The organism is Pseudomonas sp. GNP012, assembly GCF_054343835.1.
In genome coordinates this window covers 4,465,978-4,484,386 of record NZ_JBTGUU010000001.1, presented here as the reverse complement: position 1 = coordinate 4,484,386, position 18,409 = coordinate 4,465,978, and the positions used below count along the sequence as shown (strand labels likewise).

Below are 18,409 nucleotides of genomic sequence, written 5' to 3'. Positions count from 1 at the left end.
TCAAACCTGTACAATATTGTTTTTTGGTATAACTTTTAGCGTTCTCGTTCTGACAGCTTGGCCTATTGTTAAACATAGAGCCTGCTCGATACCAAAGATCCCTGCTTATAAAAATAGACTAGTGGACAGGGTAAAACGCCACGCGAGGAAGAAGTCATGCACATATTGCTGACCGGCGGTACTGGTTTGATAGGACGTCAGCTCTGCCGGCACTGGTCCGGGCAGGGCCATCGCCTGACAGTCTGGAGTCGCAAGCCTGAAAAAGTCGCGAAAACATGTGGTGCCCAAGTGCGTGGAATTGCCCGATTGGAGGATCTGGGGCAGGAACCGGTGGATGCGATCGTCAATCTGGCCGGTGCGCCGATTGCCGACCGGCCCTGGACGCACAAGCGTAAAGCCTTGTTGTGGAGCAGTCGGATCACGCTGACTGAAACCCTGCTGGCGTGGCTTGAGAGTCGCGAGCAGAAACCCCGGGTGTTGATTTCCGGCTCGGCTGTCGGCTGGTATGGCGACGGTGGCGAACGCGAACTGACAGAGGACTCGGGGCCGGTCAGTGAGGACTTTGCCAGCCAGCTATGCATCGCCTGGGAAGAAACCGCGCAACGGGCTGAAGCGCTGGGCATTCGCGTCATCCTCATTCGAACCGGGTTGGTGCTGTCGGCCGAGGGCGGCTTTTTGTCGCGGCTGTTACTGCCCTTCAAGCTGGGGCTGGGGGGGCCGATTGGCAACGGCCGGCAATGGATGCCATGGGTTCATATCGACGATCAAATCGCTCTGATTGATTTTCTTCTGCATCGCAACGAGGCCAGCGGTCCCTATAATGCGTGCGCACCCAAACCGGTGCGCAACCGCGAGTTTGCCAAGACGTTGGGCAGCGTACTGCATCGCCCGGCATTCATGCCGATGCCGGCCTTCGCCTTGAAGGTCGGGCTGGGCGAGTTGTCCTTGCTGTTGCTGGGCGGCCAACGGGCCACGCCGGTTCGCTTGTTACAGGCGGGTTTCACTTTTCAGTTCACGGATTTGCGCGCGGCTCTGGATGATTTGTCCGCTCGCCTTTGAAATAGGATGTTGCATGACCGATCACGCGTTGCTTCTGGTCAACCTGGGTTCACCTGCCTCCACCTCGGTGGCGGATGTGCGCAGCTACCTCAATCAATTTCTGATGGACCCGTACGTGATCGACCTGCCATGGCCGGTGCGGCGCTTGCTGGTGTCGCTGATCCTGATCAAGCGTCCCGAGCAGTCGGCCCATGCCTATGCCTCGATCTGGTGGGACGAAGGCTCGCCACTGGTGGTGCTCAGCCGTCGCCTGCAACAAGCCATGACTGCCCAATGGCAACATGGCCCGGTCGAGCTGGCGATGCGTTACGGCGAGCCATCGATCGAGTCGACGCTGGTGCGCATGGCTGCGGCGGGGCACAAGCGGATAACCCTGGCGCCGCTTTATCCACAGTTTGCCGACAGCACCACCACCACGGTGATTGAAGAAGCCAAGCGCGTGCTGCGCGAAAAAGGACTCGACCTGCAACTGTCGATTCTTCAGCCGTTTTATGATCAACCGGAGTACCTCGACGCATTGGTCGCCAGCGCGCGGCCTCATTTGCAGCAGGATTACGATCACTTGTTGCTGAGCTTTCACGGATTGCCGGAGCGGCACCTGACCAAGCTCGATCCGACGGGCAAGCATTGCTTCAAGAATGAGGATTGCTGCAAGAACGCATCGCCAGTAGTTTTGGCCACCTGCTATCGCGCGCAATGCCTGCGTACGGCATCGGAGTTTGCCAAGCGCATGGGCTTGCCGGACGACAAGTGGTCGGTGTCATTCCAGTCGCGCCTGGGACGCGCCAAATGGATCGAACCCTACACCGAGGCGCGCCTCGATGAGTTGGCCAAAAGTGGCGTGAAAAAGATTCTGGTGATGTGCCCGGCGTTCGTTGCCGATTGCATCGAGACCCTGGAAGAGATCGGTGATCGCGGCAAGGAGCAATTCCGCGAGGCGGGGGGAGAGGAGTTGGTGCTGGTGCCGTGCCTCAACGATGACCCGCATTGGGCGCGGGCGTTGAGTGCGTTGTGCGAAAGGGCGCCGTTGGCCCTTTAAAAGCTTCGCGAGCAAGCCCGCTCCCACATTGGATTTCGGTGTACACATTTATTGTGTCCAGCACCGATCAAATGTGGGAGCGGGCTTGCTCGCGAAGAGGCTCTTACAGTCAGCGAAAAATCCGAACCTGCTTAGATCAACGGCTCATTCGCTTTTTTGTGCTTCCAGCTGTCATTGCCCGGCAGGATCAGGTTCAAGCCAATCGCCACCACCGCGCACAGCGCGATGCCTTTGAGGCCGAAGTCGTCCGGCCCCGTGCCGGTGCCGATCAGTACACCGCCGATCCCGAACACCAGGGTCACCGACACAATCACCAGATTGCGCGCCTCGCCCAGATCGATCTTGTGGCGGATCAGTGTGTTCATCCCCACCGCCGCGATCGAACCGAACAGCAGGCACAGAATCCCGCCCATCACCGGCACCGGAATGCTTTGCAGCAGCGCACCGAACTTGCCGATGAACGCCAGGCTGATGGCGAAGATCGCCGCCCAGGTCATGATTTTCGGGTTGTAGTTCTTGGTCAGCATGACCGCGCCGGTCACCTCGGCGTAGGTGGTGTTGGGCGGGCCGCCAAACAGACCGGCCGCCGTGGTGGCAATGCCGTCGCCGAGCAGGGTGCGGTGCAGGCCGGGCTTCTTCAGGTAATCGCGACCGGTCACGCTACCCACGGCAATCACGCCGCCGATGTGTTCGATGGCCGGGGCCAAAGCCACCGGAACGATGAACAGGATCGCCTGCCAGTTGAATTCCGGCGCGGTGAAGTGCGGGATGGCGAACCAGGGTGCCGCAGCGATCTTCGCGGTATCGACCACGCCGAAGTAGAACGACATGCCAAAGCCCACCAGCACGCCGGAGATGATCGGCACCAGGCGAAAGATGCCCTTGCCGAAAACCGCAACGATCAGCGTGGTCAGCAGTGCAGGCATCGAGATCATCATCGCCGTCTGGTAATGAATCAATTCACTGCCGTCACCGGCCTTGCCCATGGCCATGTTGGCGGCAATCGGTGCCATCGCCAGGCCAATCGAAATGATCACCGGCCCGATCACCACCGGCGGCAGCAGGCGGTCGATGAAACCGGTGCCTTTGATTTTCACTGCGAGGCCGAGGAAGGTATAGACGAAACCCGCCGCCATCACGCCGCCCATGGTCGCGGCCAGACCGAACTGGCCCTTGGCGAGAATGATCGGGGTAATGAAGGCAAAGCTCGATGCCAGGAACACCGGCACCTGGCGCCCGGTGACGATCTGGAACAGGATCGTCCCCAGGCCGGCCGTGAACAACGCCACGTTCGGGTCGAGACCGGTGATCAGCGGCATCAACACCAGGGCGCCGAAGGCCACGAACAGCATCTGTGCACCCGACAGCACCGTGCGCCAGAGCGGATCGTTGAACTCTTGCTGCATGGTCACGCGTCCTTCTGCTTGGTGCCGAAGATCTTGTCACCGGCATCGCCCAGCCCCGGGATGATGTAGCCGTGTTCGTTCAGTTTTTGATCAATGGACGCGGTGTAGATGATCACGTCCGGGTGAGCCTTCTCGACCACGGCAATGCCTTCTGGCGCAGCGACCAGCACCATGGCGCGGATGTCGCGGCAGCCGGCTTTTTTCAGCAGGTCGATGGTTGCAACCATCGAGCCGCCGGTAGCGAGCATCGGGTCGATGATCATGGCCAGGCGTTCGTCGATTTCCGGCACCAGCTTCTCGAGGTAGGTGTGGGCCTCGAGGGTTTCCTCGTTGCGGGCCACACCCACGGCGCTGACTTTGGCGCCCGGGATCAGGCTGAGCACGCCTTCGAGCATGCCGATGCCGGCACGCAGGATCGGCACCACGGTAATTTTCTTGCCGGCGATTTTCTCGACCGACACAGTGCCGCACCAGCCATCGATATCGTAGGATTCCAGCGGCAGGTCTTTGGTGGCTTCATAGGTCAACAGGGCACCGACTTCCTGAGCGAGCTCACGGAAATTCTTGGTGCTGATGTCTGCGCGGCGCATAAGGCCAAGTTTATGACGGATCAGCGGGTGGCGGATCTCATGGATGGGCATGGGGAAAGGCTCCGGCGGCGGGCAAAAAAACCGGCCTAGATTAATCTATCCGAGGGTGTTGTCCTATAGACATACAGTACGTTAGTCCACAAACGCTTGATCTGGCCTCGCTTGATGCGTACCTTTGCCCGCTTTTCCTGAATCCGCCATCCCCCTGGAGAGCACCATGTCTGCTGATCTCGAGCATATCCGTCAAATCATGCGAGAGGCTGACTGCCTGTACACCGAAGCTGAAGTCGAGGCGGCCATCGCCCGCGTCGGTGCACAAATCAACGATCAACTGGCGGATTCCAACCCGGTGGTGTTCTGCGTGATGAACGGCGGGCTGATTTTTTCCGGCAAGCTGCTGACCTATCTGCACTTCCCGCTGGAAGCGTCCTACCTGCACGCTACCCGCTATCGCAACGAAACCAGCGGTGGCGACCTGTTCTGGAAGGCCAAGCCGGAAGTTTCCTTCATCGACCGTGATGTGTTGATCATCGACGACATTCTCGACGAAGGTCACACCCTGGGTGCGATCATCGACTTCTGTAAGCACGCTGGCGCACGTAAAGTGCACACCGCTGTGCTGATCGATAAAGACCACGACCGCAAGGCCCGTCCGGACCTCAAGGCCGATTTCGTCGGTCTGCCGTGCATCGACCGCTACATCTTCGGTTACGGTATGGACTACAAAGGCTACTGGCGTAACGCCAACGGGATTTTCGCCGTTAAAGGAATGTAAGACATGGATATGCCGCGTTTTCTGGATCAGACCTTGTTCGCCGAGCTGGCCGGGAAAGCCGCGGCCAATCCTCGCGGGCGCCAGCATCACAATTTTCATCAGATGGAAGACGCTTGCCATCGCATGGCGGTGGCGCTGCAGCCGTCTACCTATATCCCGCCTCACCGGCACTTGGGTGACAACAAGGCCGAAACCCTGTTGGTCCTCAAGGGACGGCTGGGCGTGCTGATCTTTGACGAGACCGGCATGGTGCTGAGCAAGACCGTGCTCGAGGCCGGTGGCGACTGTGTTGGCGTGGACCTGCCAACCGGTGTGTTCCACGGTCTGGTGGTGCTGGAGGCCGACAGCCTGATGTTCGAATGCAAGGCCGGTCCTTACCGTCCGGTCGGTGAAGGCGAGCTGGCGCACTGGGCTCCGCGCGAAGGCGAGCCTGGTGTTGCCGAGTATCAGGCCTGGATGCACGCGCAGTTCGATTGATTTTCTTCCTGTGGGAGCGGGCTTGCTCGCGAAAGCGGTGTGTCAGTCAACATCAAGGCGACTGACACACCGCTTTCGCGAGCAAGCCCGCTCCCACAGGGTGTCGTGTTCACAGCCCCACGTCCGCTCGCCCATGCTAGAGTGCCCGGCCCCGATTCCGGAGCCTGCCATGAACCCTTTTATCCGCAGCTGCGCCGCCCTGTTGCTGACCCTCAGCCTGCCTCTGGCCGCCGCCCCGGCGCCCATGCACAGTCAATTCCTGCCGCCGGACGACCTCACTCTGCGCGCTGCTGATCCCGAGCAGCAGCAACTGATGCAGGTCACCGATTATTCGGTGGTGGTCGGTGCTCAGCGTCAATCCACTCAACAGCCGATTCCGGTCACTTCGCCGTTGCTGATTCGTCTCAAGGGCAAATCCCTGAACAAGGGCGCTACCATCAGTCAGGTACTGGTCAATTTCGATGGTGAAAGCAAAAGCCTGAAGAAGCCGGTTTACGACGAGCCGAGCAAGACTCTGACCCTCTATTACCCGCTGGCGCAATACCGGGTGGTGATCGACTTGCTGCGCAACGACACGGTGTATTGCCAGTTTCTCAGCTACGCCAATGGCCATGTCTGGGCCGATCTGCATACCGGCAGCAATCGTGTGCGTTGAGCCCTGTGCCTGCGCGGGGGTAAACTGCCCGCCCCGTGAAATGTCTGCGAGCTGGAGTCGGCAATGCGTAAAGATAAAAAACAAGTGATTGGTGACGAGATCGGTGATGAGCAGATCAAGTTGTTCCTCGATTTCGAACCGGTCGACGCGACTTCTCCGTCCCTGCACAAACTGGTCAAGGCCTACCGTGGTCTGCGCATCGACGATTTCGAGCGTTTCCTGACGTTCTTCGTCGAAGCCGGTTACGACGTGAATGGCAAGGATGAGCACGGCAATGACTTTGTTGCCTTGATCAAGGATCAGCGCAATGCACCGGATTACATCGAGTTGATCGAGAAGGTTCGCGGTTAAGATCAGGAGATCGCAGCCTTCGGTAGCTCCACAAGGAGCGATCTTTCAAAGGCATAAAAAAACGCCCCGCTCTCAATGAGAGCGGGGCGTTTTTCATGGGGCCCAATCAAGCGTAGCTTTCGGTCTCGCTGCTGGCTTCAACCAGTTCCAGGGCAACGTTGTTCTGCGTGCTGATCTTGCGATACAGCGCAGCGTCGGTTTCCAGAACTTTCTCCCGGGCCGGGAAGATTTCTGCCAGTTTGCCAGCCCATTCGCCCTTGGCTTTGCTCGGGAAGCATTTCTCGATCAGCTCGAGCATGATCGAAACAGTCACCGATGCACCAGGCGAAGCACCGAGCAGTGCAGCCAGGGAACCGTCCTTGGCCGCGACCAGTTCGGTACCGAATTGCAGGATGCCGCCTTTTTTCGGGTCTTTCTTGATGATCTGCACCCGTTGGCCGGCCACTTCCAGGCGCCAGTCTTCGGCTTTCGCCTCCGGGTAGAAGCGACGCAGGGACTCCAGGCGCTGCTCCATAGACTGCATCACTTCGCTGACCAGGTACTTGGTCAGGTCCATGTTGTTTTTCGCCACGGCCAGCATCGGACCGATGTTGCCGGCGCGAACCGACATCGGCAGGTCCATGAAGGAGCCGTGCTTGAGGAACTTGGTGGTGAAGCCGGCGTACGGTCCGAACAGCAGGGACTTCTTGCCATCGACCACGCGGGTGTCCAGGTGCGGCACGGACATTGGCGGTGAACCTACGGCAGCCTGGCTGTAGACCTTGGCCTGGTGGTGCTTGACCACTTCCGGGTTGTCACAGCGCAGCCACTGGCCGCTGATCGGGAAGCCGCCGAAGCCTTTGCTCTCTTCGATGCCCGAGGCTTGCAGCAGTGGCAGTGCCGCGCCGCCAGCGCCGAGGAAGACGAATTTGGCGTCGACTTCACGGGTATTGCCGCTGTTGACGTCCTTGATGCTGACGGTCCAGCCGCCGTTGTTGCGCTTGAGGCCGGTCACGCGCTTGCAGTACTTGACCTGGGCATCGGGTGCGCTGGTCAGGTGCTTGAGCAACTGGTTGGTCAGAGCGCCGAAGTTGACGTCGGTGCCATTGATCACGCGGGTGGCGGCAAGGGTTTCGCCGGGGTCGCGCCCAGGCATCATCAATGGCATCCACTCTGCCATTGTCGCCTTGTCTTCGGTGTACTCCATGTCGGCGAAAGCGTGGTGCTTGCTCAGCACCTTGAAACGTTCCTTGAGGAAGGAAACGCCGCTTTCACCCTGCACGAAACTCAGGTGTGGCACCGGGCTGATAAACGATTTGCACGAGCCGAACGTGCCTTTCCTGGTCAGGTACGACCAGAACTGCTTCGACACCTCGAACTGGGTGTTGATGTGCACGGCTTTCTTGATGTCGACGGCGCCATCGGCTGCCTGCGGTGTGTAGTTGAGCTCACACAGCCCGGCGTGACCGGTACCGGCGTTGTTCCAGGGGTTGGAACTCTCCGCAGCACCGGAATCCATCAGCTCGACGACTTCCAGCTTGATCGCGGGGTCGAGCTCTTTGAGCAGCACTGCAAGGGTGGCACTCATGATGCCGGCCCCAACCAGTACTACGTCGACTGCTTCGTTATGCGCCATTTAACGCGTCTCCAAAATCTGCAGCACCAAATTGTCGGCATGGCTGCCAGGCATTCCGGGGCGTGTCAGTGTGGCCCCAGGGTATTCATGGCAGTATCGCCATGTCCGAATCTTCGCAATTTATCGCAACTTCGACGGACGCTACCTGCCGGGTCTAATAAGAGTCATATGAACTCATTTCAACGTGCGACTGGCAATTCGACTTATGGTCGATACATCCGTTTGTGCAACCAAATCCGTAGCGGACAGGCTTCAGGCTCCGGTGTTCGAGGAATACTCGGTCCTGTGTCGTTGGGCTGTTGTAGACGCTAATGGTGCATGTTCAGACGCAAAACTATTCATTTGCTCGCCACACTCTTGTGAAGTTGTGAAAACCCGTTTTTTTCACGCTCTTTTGAAGACGTGAACCTCAAAAAGGGCTGTCCCAGCCTGGCACCGTGCCCGGATGGATTGCCGCCATGGGATACAGGGCAGGCAAAACGGGCAAACAGCTCAGTGACCGAGCGTAATGACAGCTCTGCAGATTCGCGAAAAGTGGAGGTTTTGCTCAACAAAACAGCAAGCGCGCCAGCTTCACTCGATCTGTGTGGGCGGCTCTCTGTGGGCGGTGCGGGGTGTCAACACAAGCGCATTGACGATGCTGCGAGGCCCGATCAGGAGACGTCCTTATAATCGGGGGGAGATTGTATCTAAGAAACGCAGGGAAATGGTCGTGTTTAATGACTTTTATTAGGTGTTTGGTCAGGTTGTCAGCAGTTGCTGTGCACGCGAGCGTGGCTGGTAAGGTTGCGAAACGACGCGGGCGCCGGCCGGCAGCGGCTGATTCAGCCAATTCAGGCGGATTTCCTCGATTTCAACCCAGCCATCTCCCATGGGCTGCAAGCTGCACTGCTTGAAGGCCTGGCAGTGGCCGTTGCGGTCGAGCAGGGCGAAGCAACGGTGCAACGGGCGTGGCGCGAACAGAGAGATCAGATGGCGCATGGTGAAGTACCGTGTGGGTGATTGCCAGGAAGATTGCCTGTAGGCCATTACGTGCAAGTGTAGGAGTGGTGACATCTGTGTGACATGAACTGCAATCCCCAGGGTTTGTCAGAGATTTCATCAAACACTCTGAGGCGCTGGTTCCCCGCAGTGGCGCACCGCTATACTGCCGGCCTGTTTGTGCCTGATTCTGGAGAGAAGAGCATGTTGCAACGCCTGTTGTTCGGTTTGATCACTGTGACCAGTTTGACCCTGGTTGGCTGCGCCCACAGCCCGCAACAACTGAGCCCGGAACCCAAGCTGACCGCCCAGTTGGCCCCGGTTGGCCATGGCCAGCCCGTCGTGGTGCGTGTCGTGGACGGTCGCCCGTCGCCGACGCTGGGCACCCGTGGTGGCCTGTATCCGGAGACCAGCGCGATCACCGTGCAGGGCGCGCAGATCCTGCCGAAGCTGCAGGCCCAGGCTGAAGCCGCCGTGCGTCTGTTGGGCTTTACGCCGACGAACAACGCCATGAATGCGCCGCAACTGACAGTGACTTTGGCTGAATTGAAGTACCAGTCGCCCAAGGAAGGCATGTACGTGACCGAAGCCACCATCGGCGCGACGTTCCGCTCGGATGTGCAGAACGCCAACCGTCGCTACAGCGGCCGTTATGGTTCGTCCCTGGACCAGCGCTTCGGCATGGCGCCGAACCAGGAAACCAACACCAAGCTGGTCAGCGATGTGCTGAGCGATGCGTTGACCCGCCTGTTCAAGGACCCGACCGTGGGCCAGATTCTCGGCGAGTAATGCGAGCCCCTGTAGGAGCGAGCCTGCTCGCGATGGTCGTTAACGATTACGCGGGGAATCTGATACCCCGCGGCGTCCTCAAGTCCATCGCGAGCAAGCTCGCTCCTACAGGGGGCAAGGAAATCAGGCAGCCTGCGAGTAAAAATCCAGCACACTCACACCCGTCAGCAAGTCCGTTTCCGGCAAATCCGCATGTTGATGCCCACCCAAGGCGCAATACACCAGCCAATGGCGATCCTGAACGTTGAAGGCGAGGCTGCCGACGAGGGCTTGTTGTTCTTCGCTGGGAATGATGAGGTAGAGACGATCCTGGTTTTCGGCGTGGAGCATGACGTGATCCGTGTCGGTTTCGGGACGCGCATGTTCGCCGATACAGATGACGAAGCCGTGACTCAGGACAGCCATTGATCAAAAGCTTCGTTATTTGTCGGAAACAGAGGGCAGGGGCGCAGGCTTTCGGTAGAATCCGCGCCGCGGTCGCCCGTCCGGCACCTGCTACCTGTTTGACTTGAGGTTCGTGATGTCGCTGCACTTGATGACGCTGTTTACCGCCCATCCCGCCAAACTGATCAATCTGCTGGCCTTGCTCTTTGCCTTCCCGGGTGGCTGGTTGCTGCACGCCACCCGTCGCCGCGAACTGCGTGCGATGGCCAGTTTGCAGGCGCAGCGCCAGAGCAGTCCGAACGTAGAACCCACGCTGGATTGGGCGACCTTGCGCATGAACCGCTTTTTCTACATCTTCGGTTTTGCCTGCCTGGGGATGGCGCTGCTGGTGTCGTGGATCAGCACGCAGGTCTGAACCTTTTCAAAGTAAAAGATCGCAGCCTTCGGCAGCTCCTACAGGGGCACATCAATCCCGTGTAGGAGCTGCCGAAGGCTGCGATCTTTTGATCTTGATAAATCGTATCGAGCCGAACCCGCTTACAGCGGCAACCCTGCCTTCACCCGGTACTGATTACGCACCGGCGTTGCATATTGCAGCACCAGGTATGGACGATGCTCTTGCGGGCAGGCGTCCAGGCGGCGTTGCCATTCTTCCTGGGCCTTGGCCAGTTCTTCGGCCGGGAACACCTCGGCGGCCTTTGGCACCTGCAACTGCGGATCAGCGTCTTTCCACTGCGCGTAAGCCAGGTAGTGCACCGGGAACAAGCGATAGCCGCTGAGGATTTGCTTGTCCATCTCGACCGCCAATTGCTTGGTGTCTTCGAACAGTTCGGTGATCGGCGCGGCAAAGTTCACATGCACCCGGCCCTTGTAGCCGGTGATGCCCTTGGCGATGCTCACGTCATCCTCGCCCGGCACCTTGGTGTAGCTGCCAGTGGTGGCACGGATGTAAAGCTCGCGGGCCTTGGCCTCGTCGCAGGGGTCGTATTCGTAGCTGATCGACACAGGGGTCAGGTTCAGCGACTGAATGACTTCGCCGAATGGCTCGTCCTTGCGGCTCATGTGGAACATCTTGAGGATCGCCGATTCGGTACGGTCGTCACCGTCCTTGGCGCGGCCCTCGGCCTGGGCGATCCAGATCGAGGCGCAATCGTTGCGGATCGAATGGTTGATATACGCCGACAGCAATTGATAGGCCGCCATTTTCTCCCGGCGACCGCTGATCGAGCGGTGCACGATGAAGCTCTTGTTCAGGCGCATCAGGTCGCTGACGAAAGGCTTTTGCAGCAGGTTGTCGCCGATGGCAATGCGCGGGGTCGGCAGGCCGGCGTGGTACACGGCGTAGTTGACGAAGGCCGGGTCCATCACGATATCGCGGTGGTTGGCGATAAACAGGTAGGCGCTGCCGGACTTGAATTGCTCCACCCCGGTATAAGTGACACCGTCGGTGGCGCGCTCGATGGTGTGGTCGACGTAAACCTCGACTTTGTCCTGTAACGTGGCCACACAGGTCACGCCGGCAAACTCACGGCGCAGCCGATGGGCTATAAGAGGTTTGAGCGCCCAACCTAAAGCGCCGGCAAAACGCGGGAAGCGGAAGTGGGTGAGGATATCTAGAAACGCCTTGTCGCCGAGCAGTCGGTCCAGCACCGCTGGGACTTCGCTGTCGTCGTAAGGTCGGATGGCATCGAATTCGCCCATCATGCTCTCTTGTTAGAAACGGCTAGGGTAAGTAAAGGTTTTGTTCGAAAACCGGCGGGGCAAGGTCTGAAAAAGTTGCCAGACAACAATAGCCCTGCAAATAGACCGGCGATTATACGCACAAGTCACCTGGGAGACCGCGATGCTGGAAACTGCGCAGTATGAATGTCCGTATTGTGGTGAGGAGGTAGAGACTACTCTGGATTTGTCCGGTGGCGATCAGACCTACATCGAGGACTGTCAGGTGTGCTGTCGGCCGATAACCTTCGTGTTGCAGGTTCATGAAGAGGAATGGCATCTCGAAGTGTTCAGTGAGAATGAATGAGGGGCGTGTATGCAGCGCATCTACGATCCGGAAAACCTGATGGAAGGCGAGTTGCTGCAAGGCATGCTCGCCAGCGAGGGTATCGAGGCGCATCTGGTGGGCCGTGATTTGCTCGGCGGCTCCGGGGAGTTGCCGATCTATGGCCTGCTAGGGCTGTCGGTCGAGAACGACCAGGCCGAATACGCCCGCGAGCTGATCACCGCGTACAATGCAGCGCTGCCGCTGTCCGGCGATGAACCGGACAGTTTTCCCGGCACGCTGGTCTGTTAGGCTGGCGTTCGTTTGATCAAGAGCTGTGTTGCCCCATGTGTGGACGTTATGCCCTGTTTCGCTGGAACCCTGCCTTCGCTGCGCTGCCCGGTTTTCCCGTCGATCAGAAGGCGCAGTGGAACATTTCCCCGAATGATTCGGTATTGATGCTGCGGGCCGAGCCTGACGGTCAGCGCACGCTTGCCCGCGCCCGCTGGGGGCTGACGCCACCCTGGCTGACCGATCTGTCCCGCACCCCGGCCCACGCCCGCGCCGAAACCGTTGCCGAGCAGCCGATGTTTCGCCAGGCCTTGCGCGAGCGCCGCTGCCTGTTGCCGGCCAATGGTTTCTACGAATGGCGCGGCACGACGCGCAAGCGCCCGTACTGGCTGACACCGGGAGAGGGCTCGTCATTGTTTTTTGCGGCGATCTGGGAGGCGTATCCGGTACAGGAGCAGGTGTGGCTGAGTACCGCCGTGATTACCCAGCCAGCGGCGAGTCAGCGGCGGCCGTTGATTCTTGATGAGGCGGGGCAGGCCGCGTGGCTCGATCCCGAGACGCCGTTGCATGCTTTGCAAGCCTTGCTGGCCAGTGAGCCTGCCGCGTTGCGCGAACGGGTGCTGGCCAACATGGTGAATGATCCGAAGCTCAATGGGCCGGAGTGTCTGACGCCGGGTTGAGTTTTTTTGGTGGCAGTGCTGGCCCTTTCGCGAGCAAGCCCGCTCCCACACTGGATCTGTGGCGTACACAAATCCCCTGTGGGAGCGGGCTTGCTCGCGAAGAGGGCCTGAAAGTCAAACCCTGAACTGATTGATCAACCGCCGCTGTTGCTCGGCCAGCTTGGTCAAATCCGCACTGGCCGCACTCGACTCATCCGCACCGCCGGCCACTTCATTGGCAACCTGGCCGATGTTGATCACGTTGCGGTTGATATCGTCCGCCACCGCACTTTGCTCCTCTGCCGCGCTGGCTATCTGGGTATTCATGTCGTTGATCACCGACACCGCCTGAGTAATGGTCTCCAGTGCTTCGGCGGCCTTCGATGCGTGCAGTACGCTTTCGTCCGTGCGGTTCTGGCTGTCCTCCATGACTCGCACCACATCCCGCGTGCCTTGCTGCAGTTGCTGGATCATGGCCTGGATTTCTTCGGTGGCCTTTTGCGTTTTTTGCGCCAGGTTGCGTACCTCGTCAGCCACCACGGCAAAACCCCGGCCCTGTTCACCGGCGCGGGCCGCTTCGATGGCTGCGTTCAGGGCCAGCAGGTTGGTCTGCTCGGCGATCCCGCGAATGGCAGTGAGGATGGCGTTGATGTTTTCGCTGTCCTTGGCCAGGGTCTGCACCACGCCGACGGCACGGCCGATCTCCACGGCGAGTGCGCCAATCGAGTTCGAGGTGTCGCGCACGATCTGCATGCCTTGGCTGGCAGCTTGATCGGCATGGCTGGCGGCCTGTGCGGCCTGGGTCGCGTTGCGCGCCACGTCCTGGGCAGTGGCGGTCATTTCCTGCACGGCGGTGGCCACCTGATCGATCTCGGCCATTTGCTTGTGTACGCCGGTGTTGGTGCGGATGGCGATGTCGGCGGTGTGTTCCGACGAATCGCTGACGCTCTGCACCGACGTCACCACCTGGGTGATCATCGCCTGCAACTTGGCCAGGAAGGTGTTGAAGCCTTTGGCGATCGAACCCAGTTCATCGGCGCGGTCGCTGGTCAGGCGCCGGGTCAGGTCGCCTTCGCCCTGGGCGATATCGTCGAGCATGGCCACCATCTGCTTGAGCGGACGAGCGATGCCGTGGCCCACCAGCCAGATCACCAGCAAACCGATACCGGCAATGACCAGGCCGACCATCGCCATGCCGAAGGTGTCGGATTTACGTTGCGCATCCAGGTCAGCCTGGAGTTTTAGCAGGTCGGCCATGACCGCGTTCAGTGGCAATTGCAGCATCAGGGTCCAGCGCGCATCGGTCTGGCCGATGCCGAACGGCAGGTACAACTCGATCCGGCCCTGGGCCTTGTCGACGGTGTAGGTGACTTCGCCGCGCTTGAGACTGGCCATGTTGGCAATCTGCTTGCTGTCGAGGATATCGCTGACTTTTTCGCCGAATTTGCTCGGATCCTTGGTGTAGGCAACGATGCGGCCATTGCCGCCGATCAGGGCCATTTCCCCGGCGCCGCTGTAGAGTTTCTGGTTGGCGCCCAGGAGCATTTCCTGAATGAAGTTCACTGACAGGTCAGCGCCGACGATGCCCTGGAAGGTACCGTTGAGCATGATTGGTTCAATAAAGGAGGCGAGCATGACGATTTTGTCGCCCACCTTATAAGGCGCAGGATCAATCACGCAGGATTTTCCGGTTTCCTTTGAGCACAGGTAGTACTCGCTGGCACGCACGCCGGTGGACAGGGTTTTCTGATCGTCGACATCCACCAGTTTGTCCAGGCCCAGGGTGCCGTCGTCGTTGCGGAACCACCAGGGCAGGAAGCGCCCGTTGCTGGCGTCGATGCCGACCACCTGGGTGCCGACGTAGGCCGCATCGTTGTGGTCCAGTGCGTCTTTTTCCCAACCGATGTAGGTGCCGAGGATCTTCGGGTTCTTGACCACGTTTTCCTTGATCAGGCCGATCAGTTGCTCACGGCTCAGGCTCAACGAAGGCTGGCCATCGGCACCGGGTGTGCCGATCAGGGTGTTGACCCGCACCAGGCCGCCGGCAATCAGCAGCGGTGCTTCGAGTTCACGCTGGATCTGGCTGACCTGGGTCTGCGCCAGGGACGTCAGGCGTTGTTCGATGACTTGCTCGAACTGGGCCTGGGTCCGTTCCTGGACCATGTCCTGCGTCCGGGCACCGGAAAACAGCGCGTACACCACCAGCGCTGCCACGACACTAAGGACAATGGCGCCGGCAAGGGCCGCCACGGAAAACTGGATCGACTTGAATTTCATGGAGGCTCCGCACGCGAAAGGACGTCTGCCTGGGTGTATCGGCAGGGTGTCGGGCGGGCATGAGCGCGAGCTGTTGAAATGGCTGTTTTTGCCTGGCGGATGTCGCAAATGAATCAATGCGCGGCGTGACGGGCTGCGGCTTGCCCCGAAGTGTGAATTTTTTTCTGCATTGATGAGAGCTTTGCCTGAATTGCGCGTCTTATGTCTATTGTATCTGGCGTCGATACCATTCCACGCCTAGGATACCTGGCATGTTTTCAGGGAGTTTTCGATGAACAAGACATTGGCTATATATGCGCTGAGCGCAGGCCTGCTGCTCGCCGGCTGCCAGTCGGTCAATACCACCAGTGGTGGCGCTGTGGGCGTTGAGCGCAAGCAGTACATGTTCAGCATGTTGTCCTCGCAAGAGGTCGACCAGATGTACGCCCAGTCCTATACAAAGACTGTGAGTGAGGCGAGCAGCAAGGGCGTGCTGGACAAGACCAGCAGCGATGCCAAGCGTGTTCGGGCGATTGCCGACCGGCTGATTGCCCAGGTCCCGAACTTTCGTCCGGATGCGGCCCAGTGGAAATGGGAAGTGAACCTGATCAAGAGCGACGAGCTCAATGCCAACTGTGGTCCTGGCGGCAAGATCTTTGTCTACACCGGGCTGATCGACAGTCTTCAACTCACTGACGATGAACTTGCCGCGGTCATGGGTCATGAAATCGCCCACGCCTTGCGCGAGCACAGTCGTGAGGCGATGTCCAAGGCATACGGTATCGAAATGGCCAAACAGGGCGCCGGTGCGTTGCTCGGGTTGGGCCAGGACAGCCTGGCCCTGGCGGACGCTGTAGCCAACTACGGCATGACCTTGCCCAACAGCCGTGGCAATGAAAACGAGGCGGACCTGATCGGCCTGGAGTTGGCCGCCCGCGCTGGCTACAACCCGAACGCCGCGATCACCCTGTGGAACAAGATGAGCAAGGCCAGCGAAGGTGCTCCGCCGGAGTTCCTCAGCACGCACCCGTCTTCCAGCAGCCGGACTGCGGCGTTGCAGGCGGCGATTCCCAAGGTTATGCCGCTTTACGAGCAGGCCAAGAAGTCCTGATAGTCATGCGGTGAGGCTGCTGGCCTCTTCGTCGGAACGCCGCCCGGAGCAAGCCCGCTCCCACAGGTTCAGCGCAATCCATGTGGGAGCGGGCTTGCTCGCGAAGAACGATAACGCGGTCTAACGACCTATTAAGTCAAACCCACCCGCTGCTCTGCATCGCCTTGTACACCGCGACAATCGCCAGGATGAAGAACGCCGACGCCGCCAGTCGACGGATCAGGGTCAATGGCAGCTTGTCTGCGGCAAAGTTACCCGCCAGAACCACCGGTACGTTGGCAATCAGCATGCCGGCGGTGGTGCCGATGATCACCAGCCACAACTCCGGATATTGCGCAGCCAGCATCACGGTCGCGATCTGAGTCTTGTCGCCGATTTCCGCCAGGAAGAACGCGATCAGTGTGGTCAGGAACGGCCCGAACTTGCGGGCGGTGCTGGCCTCGTCGTCATCCATCTTGTCCGGCACCAGGGTCCACAGGGCGGTCGCGGCGAAGCTCGCGGCGAGGATCCAGTGCAGCATCGTATCCGAGAAGAAACTGCCGACCCAGGCACCGACTGCACCGGCGGCCGCGTGGTTGGCCAGGGTCGCGGCAACGATGCCGGCGATGATCGGCCAGGGCTTGCGGAAGCGGGCGGCGAGAATGAGCGCGAGCAGTTGCGTCTTGTCGCCGATTTCGGCCAAGGCAACGATTGCGGTGGGTACGAGTAGTGAATCCAGCATCAGGGGTTTTCCTAAGGGGCGGGTCGACACGGCTATGACACGTACAGCCTTCCCGCCCCGGGTAAGGTGTGCGTGTCATAGGTCTTGTCAAACCCTGCGATCCATCTGATGTGGATGCTTGGGTCGCATGCGCCATGGTCTGAGGACCAAGTATGTTGACGCATGCCGGACGAGCATGGCGCTCGTGGGAGACTACTCCCCTAGGACGGGGCGGATTCTGCCTTTGCAAAACCCATTCGGCAAGCCTTCTTGTTCAAAAAAAGTTTCAGCCGCGCTTTGCCCGGTAGATTCTGAAACCCTGTTCTTCGGCCTTGATCGCACATACGCCAAGGTGCTCTTCGATCAATGGTTGATACTTCAGGAAGCTGTTCGCTACCAAGCGTAGTTCGCCGCCGTTTTTCAGATGTTTGGCCGCTTTTCGCAGCAAGTTCTCCGTTGCGAAATAGTCGGTGTGCACGCCGACATGGAACGGCGGATTGCTCAGGATCGCACTCAAACCCATAGGCGCGGCATCGATTCCGTCACCGGTAATCACCTCGGCTTCCAGACCATTGGCCGCCAGGGTCAGGCGACTGCTGGCAGCGGCAAAGGCATCTACATCCAGCATCGTGACCTGGTTGTGCGGGTAACGACGTTTCACCGCCGCGCCCAGAACCCCGGCGCCGCAACCGAAATCGAGCAAATGACCGCTGGGCAGTTTGTCCAGGTGCTCCAGCAGCAGCGCGCTGCCGCGATCGAGGCGACCATGGCTGAATACCCCCGGCAGGCTGATGACCTTTAGCGGGCCTTCGGCCAGCGGCAGCTCGTAGGTCTGCGCCAGGCTTTCCAGCGGCTTGGCTTCAGGCGCGTTGGCCACGGTGACCTGCCAGAGCTGGCAGTGGCGCGCGCTGTCGAGTTTGCGTGGCTTGCCGAAAGGGTTGAGTTGTTTGGCGGCACCTTCGATGCCGCTTTTTTTCTCGCCGACTAGATACAGCTCGCGGCCGGCCAGCCGCGAGGCGAGGGCGTTGAGAATGTAGTCGGTCAGGTCCTTGGCCTTGGGCAGAAAGACCACGGCGCTATCGAACCCGCGCTCCGGTGCGTTCACGCCAAAGTGGCTGCGCCCGTCGAATCGGGTGTCCAGCGCGGCCTGATCGCCGGCGTGCCAGCACCAGCCATGGGCATCGGGCAGGCGGCCCAGCAGGTCGTCGGCGGGCAAACCGGCCAACAACACCGAACCCTGGAATAACTCGGCCTGGCGAAGCAGTACTTCACTGCGCGGATCCATAA

At 59.7% G+C, this 18,409-nt stretch carries 21 protein-coding genes, 1 pseudogene and 1 riboswitch; of the genes and pseudogenes, 12 read left to right on the top strand and 10 right to left on the bottom strand.

Going from position 1 to position 18,409, the window contains the following annotated elements; genetic code table 11:
• The first annotated feature begins 156 nt into the window (after positions 1-156).
• The gene (locus tag ACXX83_RS20205; RefSeq protein ID WP_407799122.1) at positions 157-1,059 is read left to right on the top strand and encodes a TIGR01777 family oxidoreductase; all 903 of its coding nucleotides are present in this window, start codon (positions 157-159) and stop codon (positions 1,057-1,059) included.
• A gap of 13 nt (positions 1,060-1,072) precedes the next feature.
• Positions 1,073-2,098, top strand: a complete 1,026-nt coding sequence (gene hemH / locus ACXX83_RS20200; RefSeq protein WP_458549427.1) for a ferrochelatase — start codon at positions 1,073-1,075, stop codon at positions 2,096-2,098.
• A gap of 131 nt (positions 2,099-2,229) precedes the next feature.
• On the opposite strand, the gene ACXX83_RS20195 is transcribed toward hemH, so the two are convergent.
• Positions 2,230-3,504 carry a uracil-xanthine permease family protein gene (locus ACXX83_RS20195; protein ID WP_095965568.1) on the bottom strand — a complete coding sequence of 425 codons (1,275 nt, stop codon included), beginning with the start codon at positions 3,502-3,504 and terminating at the stop codon, positions 2,230-2,232.
• 2 nt (positions 3,505-3,506) lie between these two features.
• On the bottom strand, positions 3,507-4,145 hold the full coding sequence (gene upp / locus ACXX83_RS20190; RefSeq protein WP_095965567.1) for a uracil phosphoribosyltransferase: 639 nt from the start codon (positions 4,143-4,145) through the stop codon (positions 3,507-3,509).
• Between the two features lie 166 nt (positions 4,146-4,311).
• Here upp and ACXX83_RS20185 point away from each other — a divergent pair, with 166 nt between their 5' ends.
• The 4 genes from ACXX83_RS20185 (at position 4,312) to ACXX83_RS20170 (ending at position 6,352) form a co-directional block, all read left to right on the top strand.
• Positions 4,312-4,869, top strand: a complete 558-nt coding sequence (locus tag ACXX83_RS20185) for a hypoxanthine-guanine phosphoribosyltransferase (RefSeq protein WP_008045996.1) — start codon at positions 4,312-4,314, stop codon at positions 4,867-4,869.
• A gap of 3 nt (positions 4,870-4,872) precedes the next feature.
• The gene (locus tag ACXX83_RS20180; RefSeq protein ID WP_458549426.1) at positions 4,873-5,346 is read left to right on the top strand and encodes a WbuC family cupin fold metalloprotein; all 474 of its coding nucleotides are present in this window, start codon (positions 4,873-4,875) and stop codon (positions 5,344-5,346) included.
• 169 nt (positions 5,347-5,515) lie between these two features.
• Positions 5,516-6,001, top strand: coding sequence for a hypothetical protein (locus ACXX83_RS20175; RefSeq protein WP_217836342.1), 486 nt, complete (start codon positions 5,516-5,518; stop codon positions 5,999-6,001).
• Between the two features lie 63 nt (positions 6,002-6,064).
• A complete protein-coding gene (locus ACXX83_RS20170; protein WP_007973850.1) occupies positions 6,065-6,352 on the top strand; it encodes a PA4642 family protein in 288 nt (95 codons plus the stop codon).
• Between the two features lie 106 nt (positions 6,353-6,458).
• Here the strand turns inward: ACXX83_RS20170 and mqo are convergent, their stop codons facing one another.
• The gene (gene mqo / locus ACXX83_RS20165) at positions 6,459-7,967 is read right to left on the bottom strand and encodes a malate dehydrogenase (quinone) (RefSeq protein WP_458549425.1); all 1,509 of its coding nucleotides are present in this window, start codon (positions 7,965-7,967) and stop codon (positions 6,459-6,461) included.
• A gap of 741 nt (positions 7,968-8,708) precedes the next feature.
• Positions 8,709-8,948, bottom strand: a complete 240-nt coding sequence (locus ACXX83_RS20160) for a hypothetical protein (protein WP_015096803.1) — start codon at positions 8,946-8,948, stop codon at positions 8,709-8,711.
• A gap of 204 nt (positions 8,949-9,152) precedes the next feature.
• Here ACXX83_RS20160 and ACXX83_RS20155 point away from each other — a divergent pair, with 204 nt between their 5' ends.
• The gene (locus ACXX83_RS20155; protein WP_007973847.1) at positions 9,153-9,737 is read left to right on the top strand and encodes a YajG family lipoprotein; all 585 of its coding nucleotides are present in this window, start codon (positions 9,153-9,155) and stop codon (positions 9,735-9,737) included.
• Between the two features lie 123 nt (positions 9,738-9,860).
• Here ACXX83_RS20155 and ACXX83_RS20150 read toward each other — a convergent pair whose 3' ends face one another.
• On the bottom strand, positions 9,861-10,067 hold the full coding sequence (locus ACXX83_RS20150) for a hypothetical protein (protein WP_015096802.1): 207 nt from the start codon (positions 10,065-10,067) through the stop codon (positions 9,861-9,863).
• 190 nt (positions 10,068-10,257) lie between these two features.
• Between ACXX83_RS20150 and ACXX83_RS20145 the strand changes: the two genes are divergently transcribed.
• Positions 10,258-10,536: a hypothetical protein gene (locus ACXX83_RS20145; protein WP_217836340.1), complete on the top strand. Its 279-nt coding sequence runs from the start codon at positions 10,258-10,260 to the stop codon at positions 10,534-10,536.
• A 122-nt stretch (positions 10,537-10,658) separates the two neighbouring features.
• Here the strand turns inward: ACXX83_RS20145 and ACXX83_RS20140 are convergent, their stop codons facing one another.
• The gene (locus tag ACXX83_RS20140) at positions 10,659-11,822 is read right to left on the bottom strand and encodes a 1-acyl-sn-glycerol-3-phosphate acyltransferase (RefSeq protein WP_458549424.1); all 1,164 of its coding nucleotides are present in this window, start codon (positions 11,820-11,822) and stop codon (positions 10,659-10,661) included.
• Positions 11,823-11,964: 142 nt separating this feature from the next.
• Between ACXX83_RS20140 and ACXX83_RS20135 the strand changes: the two genes are divergently transcribed.
• From ACXX83_RS20135 to ACXX83_RS20125, 3 genes are read left to right on the top strand one after another with little or no spacing between them, the layout of a single operon-like run.
• Entirely contained in the window at positions 11,965-12,147 is a 183-nt protein-coding gene (locus tag ACXX83_RS20135) for a CPXCG motif-containing cysteine-rich protein (protein ID WP_053159662.1), read from the top strand.
• Positions 12,148-12,156: 9 nt separating this feature from the next.
• Positions 12,157-12,417: a putative signal transducing protein gene (locus ACXX83_RS20130; protein ID WP_007979315.1), complete on the top strand. Its 261-nt coding sequence runs from the start codon at positions 12,157-12,159 to the stop codon at positions 12,415-12,417.
• A gap of 35 nt (positions 12,418-12,452) precedes the next feature.
• Positions 12,453-13,076: an SOS response-associated peptidase gene (locus ACXX83_RS20125; protein WP_458549423.1), complete on the top strand. Its 624-nt coding sequence runs from the start codon at positions 12,453-12,455 to the stop codon at positions 13,074-13,076.
• 114 nt (positions 13,077-13,190) lie between these two features.
• Here the strand turns inward: ACXX83_RS20125 and ACXX83_RS20120 are convergent, their stop codons facing one another.
• Together ACXX83_RS20120 and ACXX83_RS20115 are read right to left on the bottom strand one after the other, a co-directional pair.
• Complete coding sequence (locus ACXX83_RS20120) at positions 13,191-13,934, bottom strand: methyl-accepting chemotaxis protein (RefSeq protein ID WP_371317821.1); 744 nt, start codon at positions 13,932-13,934, stop codon at positions 13,191-13,193.
• Between the two features lie 111 nt (positions 13,935-14,045).
• Positions 14,046-14,243: pseudogene (locus ACXX83_RS20115) on the bottom strand (HAMP domain-containing protein); the annotation flags it as partial.
• 1,360 nt (positions 14,244-15,603) lie between these two features.
• Here ACXX83_RS20115 and ACXX83_RS20110 point away from each other — a divergent pair.
• On the top strand, positions 15,604-16,422 hold the full coding sequence (locus ACXX83_RS20110) for a M48 family metallopeptidase (RefSeq protein WP_217836337.1): 819 nt from the start codon (positions 15,604-15,606) through the stop codon (positions 16,420-16,422).
• Positions 16,423-16,558: 136 nt separating this feature from the next.
• On the opposite strand, the gene ACXX83_RS20105 is transcribed toward ACXX83_RS20110, so the two are convergent.
• Entirely contained in the window at positions 16,559-17,143 is a 585-nt protein-coding gene (locus ACXX83_RS20105; RefSeq protein ID WP_007972537.1) for a TMEM165/GDT1 family protein, read from the bottom strand.
• 89 nt (positions 17,144-17,232) lie between these two features.
• Positions 17,233-17,356: riboswitch (yybP-ykoY riboswitch) on the bottom strand.
• 52 nt (positions 17,357-17,408) lie between these two features.
• A complete protein-coding gene (locus tag ACXX83_RS20100; protein WP_458549422.1) occupies positions 17,409-18,407 on the bottom strand; it encodes a methyltransferase in 999 nt (332 codons plus the stop codon).
• Positions 18,408-18,409: the final 2 nt, after the last annotated feature.

Excerpts from the sequence above, each read along its gene's own strand:
- ACXX83_RS20205 (WP_407799122.1), top strand. The coding sequence starts at position 157 with ATGCACATATTGCTGACCGGCGGTACTGGTTTGATAGGACGTCAGCTC.
- hemH (WP_458549427.1), top strand. The coding sequence starts at position 1,073 with ATGACCGATCACGCGTTGCTTCTGGTCAACCTGGGTTCACCTGCCTCC.
- ACXX83_RS20195 (WP_095965568.1), bottom strand. The coding sequence starts at position 3,504 with ATGCAGCAAGAGTTCAACGATCCGCTCTGGCGCACGGTGCTGTCGGGT.
- upp (WP_095965567.1), bottom strand. The coding sequence starts at position 4,145 with ATGCCCATCCATGAGATCCGCCACCCGCTGATCCGTCATAAACTTGGC.
- ACXX83_RS20185 (WP_008045996.1), top strand. The coding sequence starts at position 4,312 with ATGTCTGCTGATCTCGAGCATATCCGTCAAATCATGCGAGAGGCTGAC.
- ACXX83_RS20180 (WP_458549426.1), top strand. The coding sequence starts at position 4,873 with ATGGATATGCCGCGTTTTCTGGATCAGACCTTGTTCGCCGAGCTGGCC.
- ACXX83_RS20175 (WP_217836342.1), top strand. The coding sequence starts at position 5,516 with ATGAACCCTTTTATCCGCAGCTGCGCCGCCCTGTTGCTGACCCTCAGC.
- ACXX83_RS20170 (WP_007973850.1), top strand. The coding sequence starts at position 6,065 with ATGCGTAAAGATAAAAAACAAGTGATTGGTGACGAGATCGGTGATGAG.
- mqo (WP_458549425.1), bottom strand. The coding sequence starts at position 7,967 with ATGGCGCATAACGAAGCAGTCGACGTAGTACTGGTTGGGGCCGGCATC.
- ACXX83_RS20160 (WP_015096803.1), bottom strand. The coding sequence starts at position 8,948 with ATGCGCCATCTGATCTCTCTGTTCGCGCCACGCCCGTTGCACCGTTGC.
- ACXX83_RS20155 (WP_007973847.1), top strand. The coding sequence starts at position 9,153 with ATGTTGCAACGCCTGTTGTTCGGTTTGATCACTGTGACCAGTTTGACC.
- ACXX83_RS20150 (WP_015096802.1), bottom strand. The coding sequence starts at position 10,067 with ATGCTCCACGCCGAAAACCAGGATCGTCTCTACCTCATCATTCCCAGC.
- ACXX83_RS20145 (WP_217836340.1), top strand. The coding sequence starts at position 10,258 with ATGTCGCTGCACTTGATGACGCTGTTTACCGCCCATCCCGCCAAACTG.
- ACXX83_RS20140 (WP_458549424.1), bottom strand. The coding sequence starts at position 11,822 with ATGGGCGAATTCGATGCCATCCGACCTTACGACGACAGCGAAGTCCCA.
- ACXX83_RS20135 (WP_053159662.1), top strand. The coding sequence starts at position 11,965 with ATGCTGGAAACTGCGCAGTATGAATGTCCGTATTGTGGTGAGGAGGTA.
- ACXX83_RS20130 (WP_007979315.1), top strand. The coding sequence starts at position 12,157 with ATGCAGCGCATCTACGATCCGGAAAACCTGATGGAAGGCGAGTTGCTG.
- ACXX83_RS20125 (WP_458549423.1), top strand. The coding sequence starts at position 12,453 with ATGTGTGGACGTTATGCCCTGTTTCGCTGGAACCCTGCCTTCGCTGCG.
- ACXX83_RS20120 (WP_371317821.1), bottom strand. The coding sequence starts at position 13,934 with ATGGCCGAGATCGATCAGGTGGCCACCGCCGTGCAGGAAATGACCGCC.
- ACXX83_RS20110 (WP_217836337.1), top strand. The coding sequence starts at position 15,604 with ATGAACAAGACATTGGCTATATATGCGCTGAGCGCAGGCCTGCTGCTC.
- ACXX83_RS20105 (WP_007972537.1), bottom strand. The coding sequence starts at position 17,143 with ATGCTGGATTCACTACTCGTACCCACCGCAATCGTTGCCTTGGCCGAA.
- ACXX83_RS20100 (WP_458549422.1), bottom strand. The coding sequence starts at position 18,407 with ATGGATCCGCGCAGTGAAGTACTGCTTCGCCAGGCCGAGTTATTCCAG.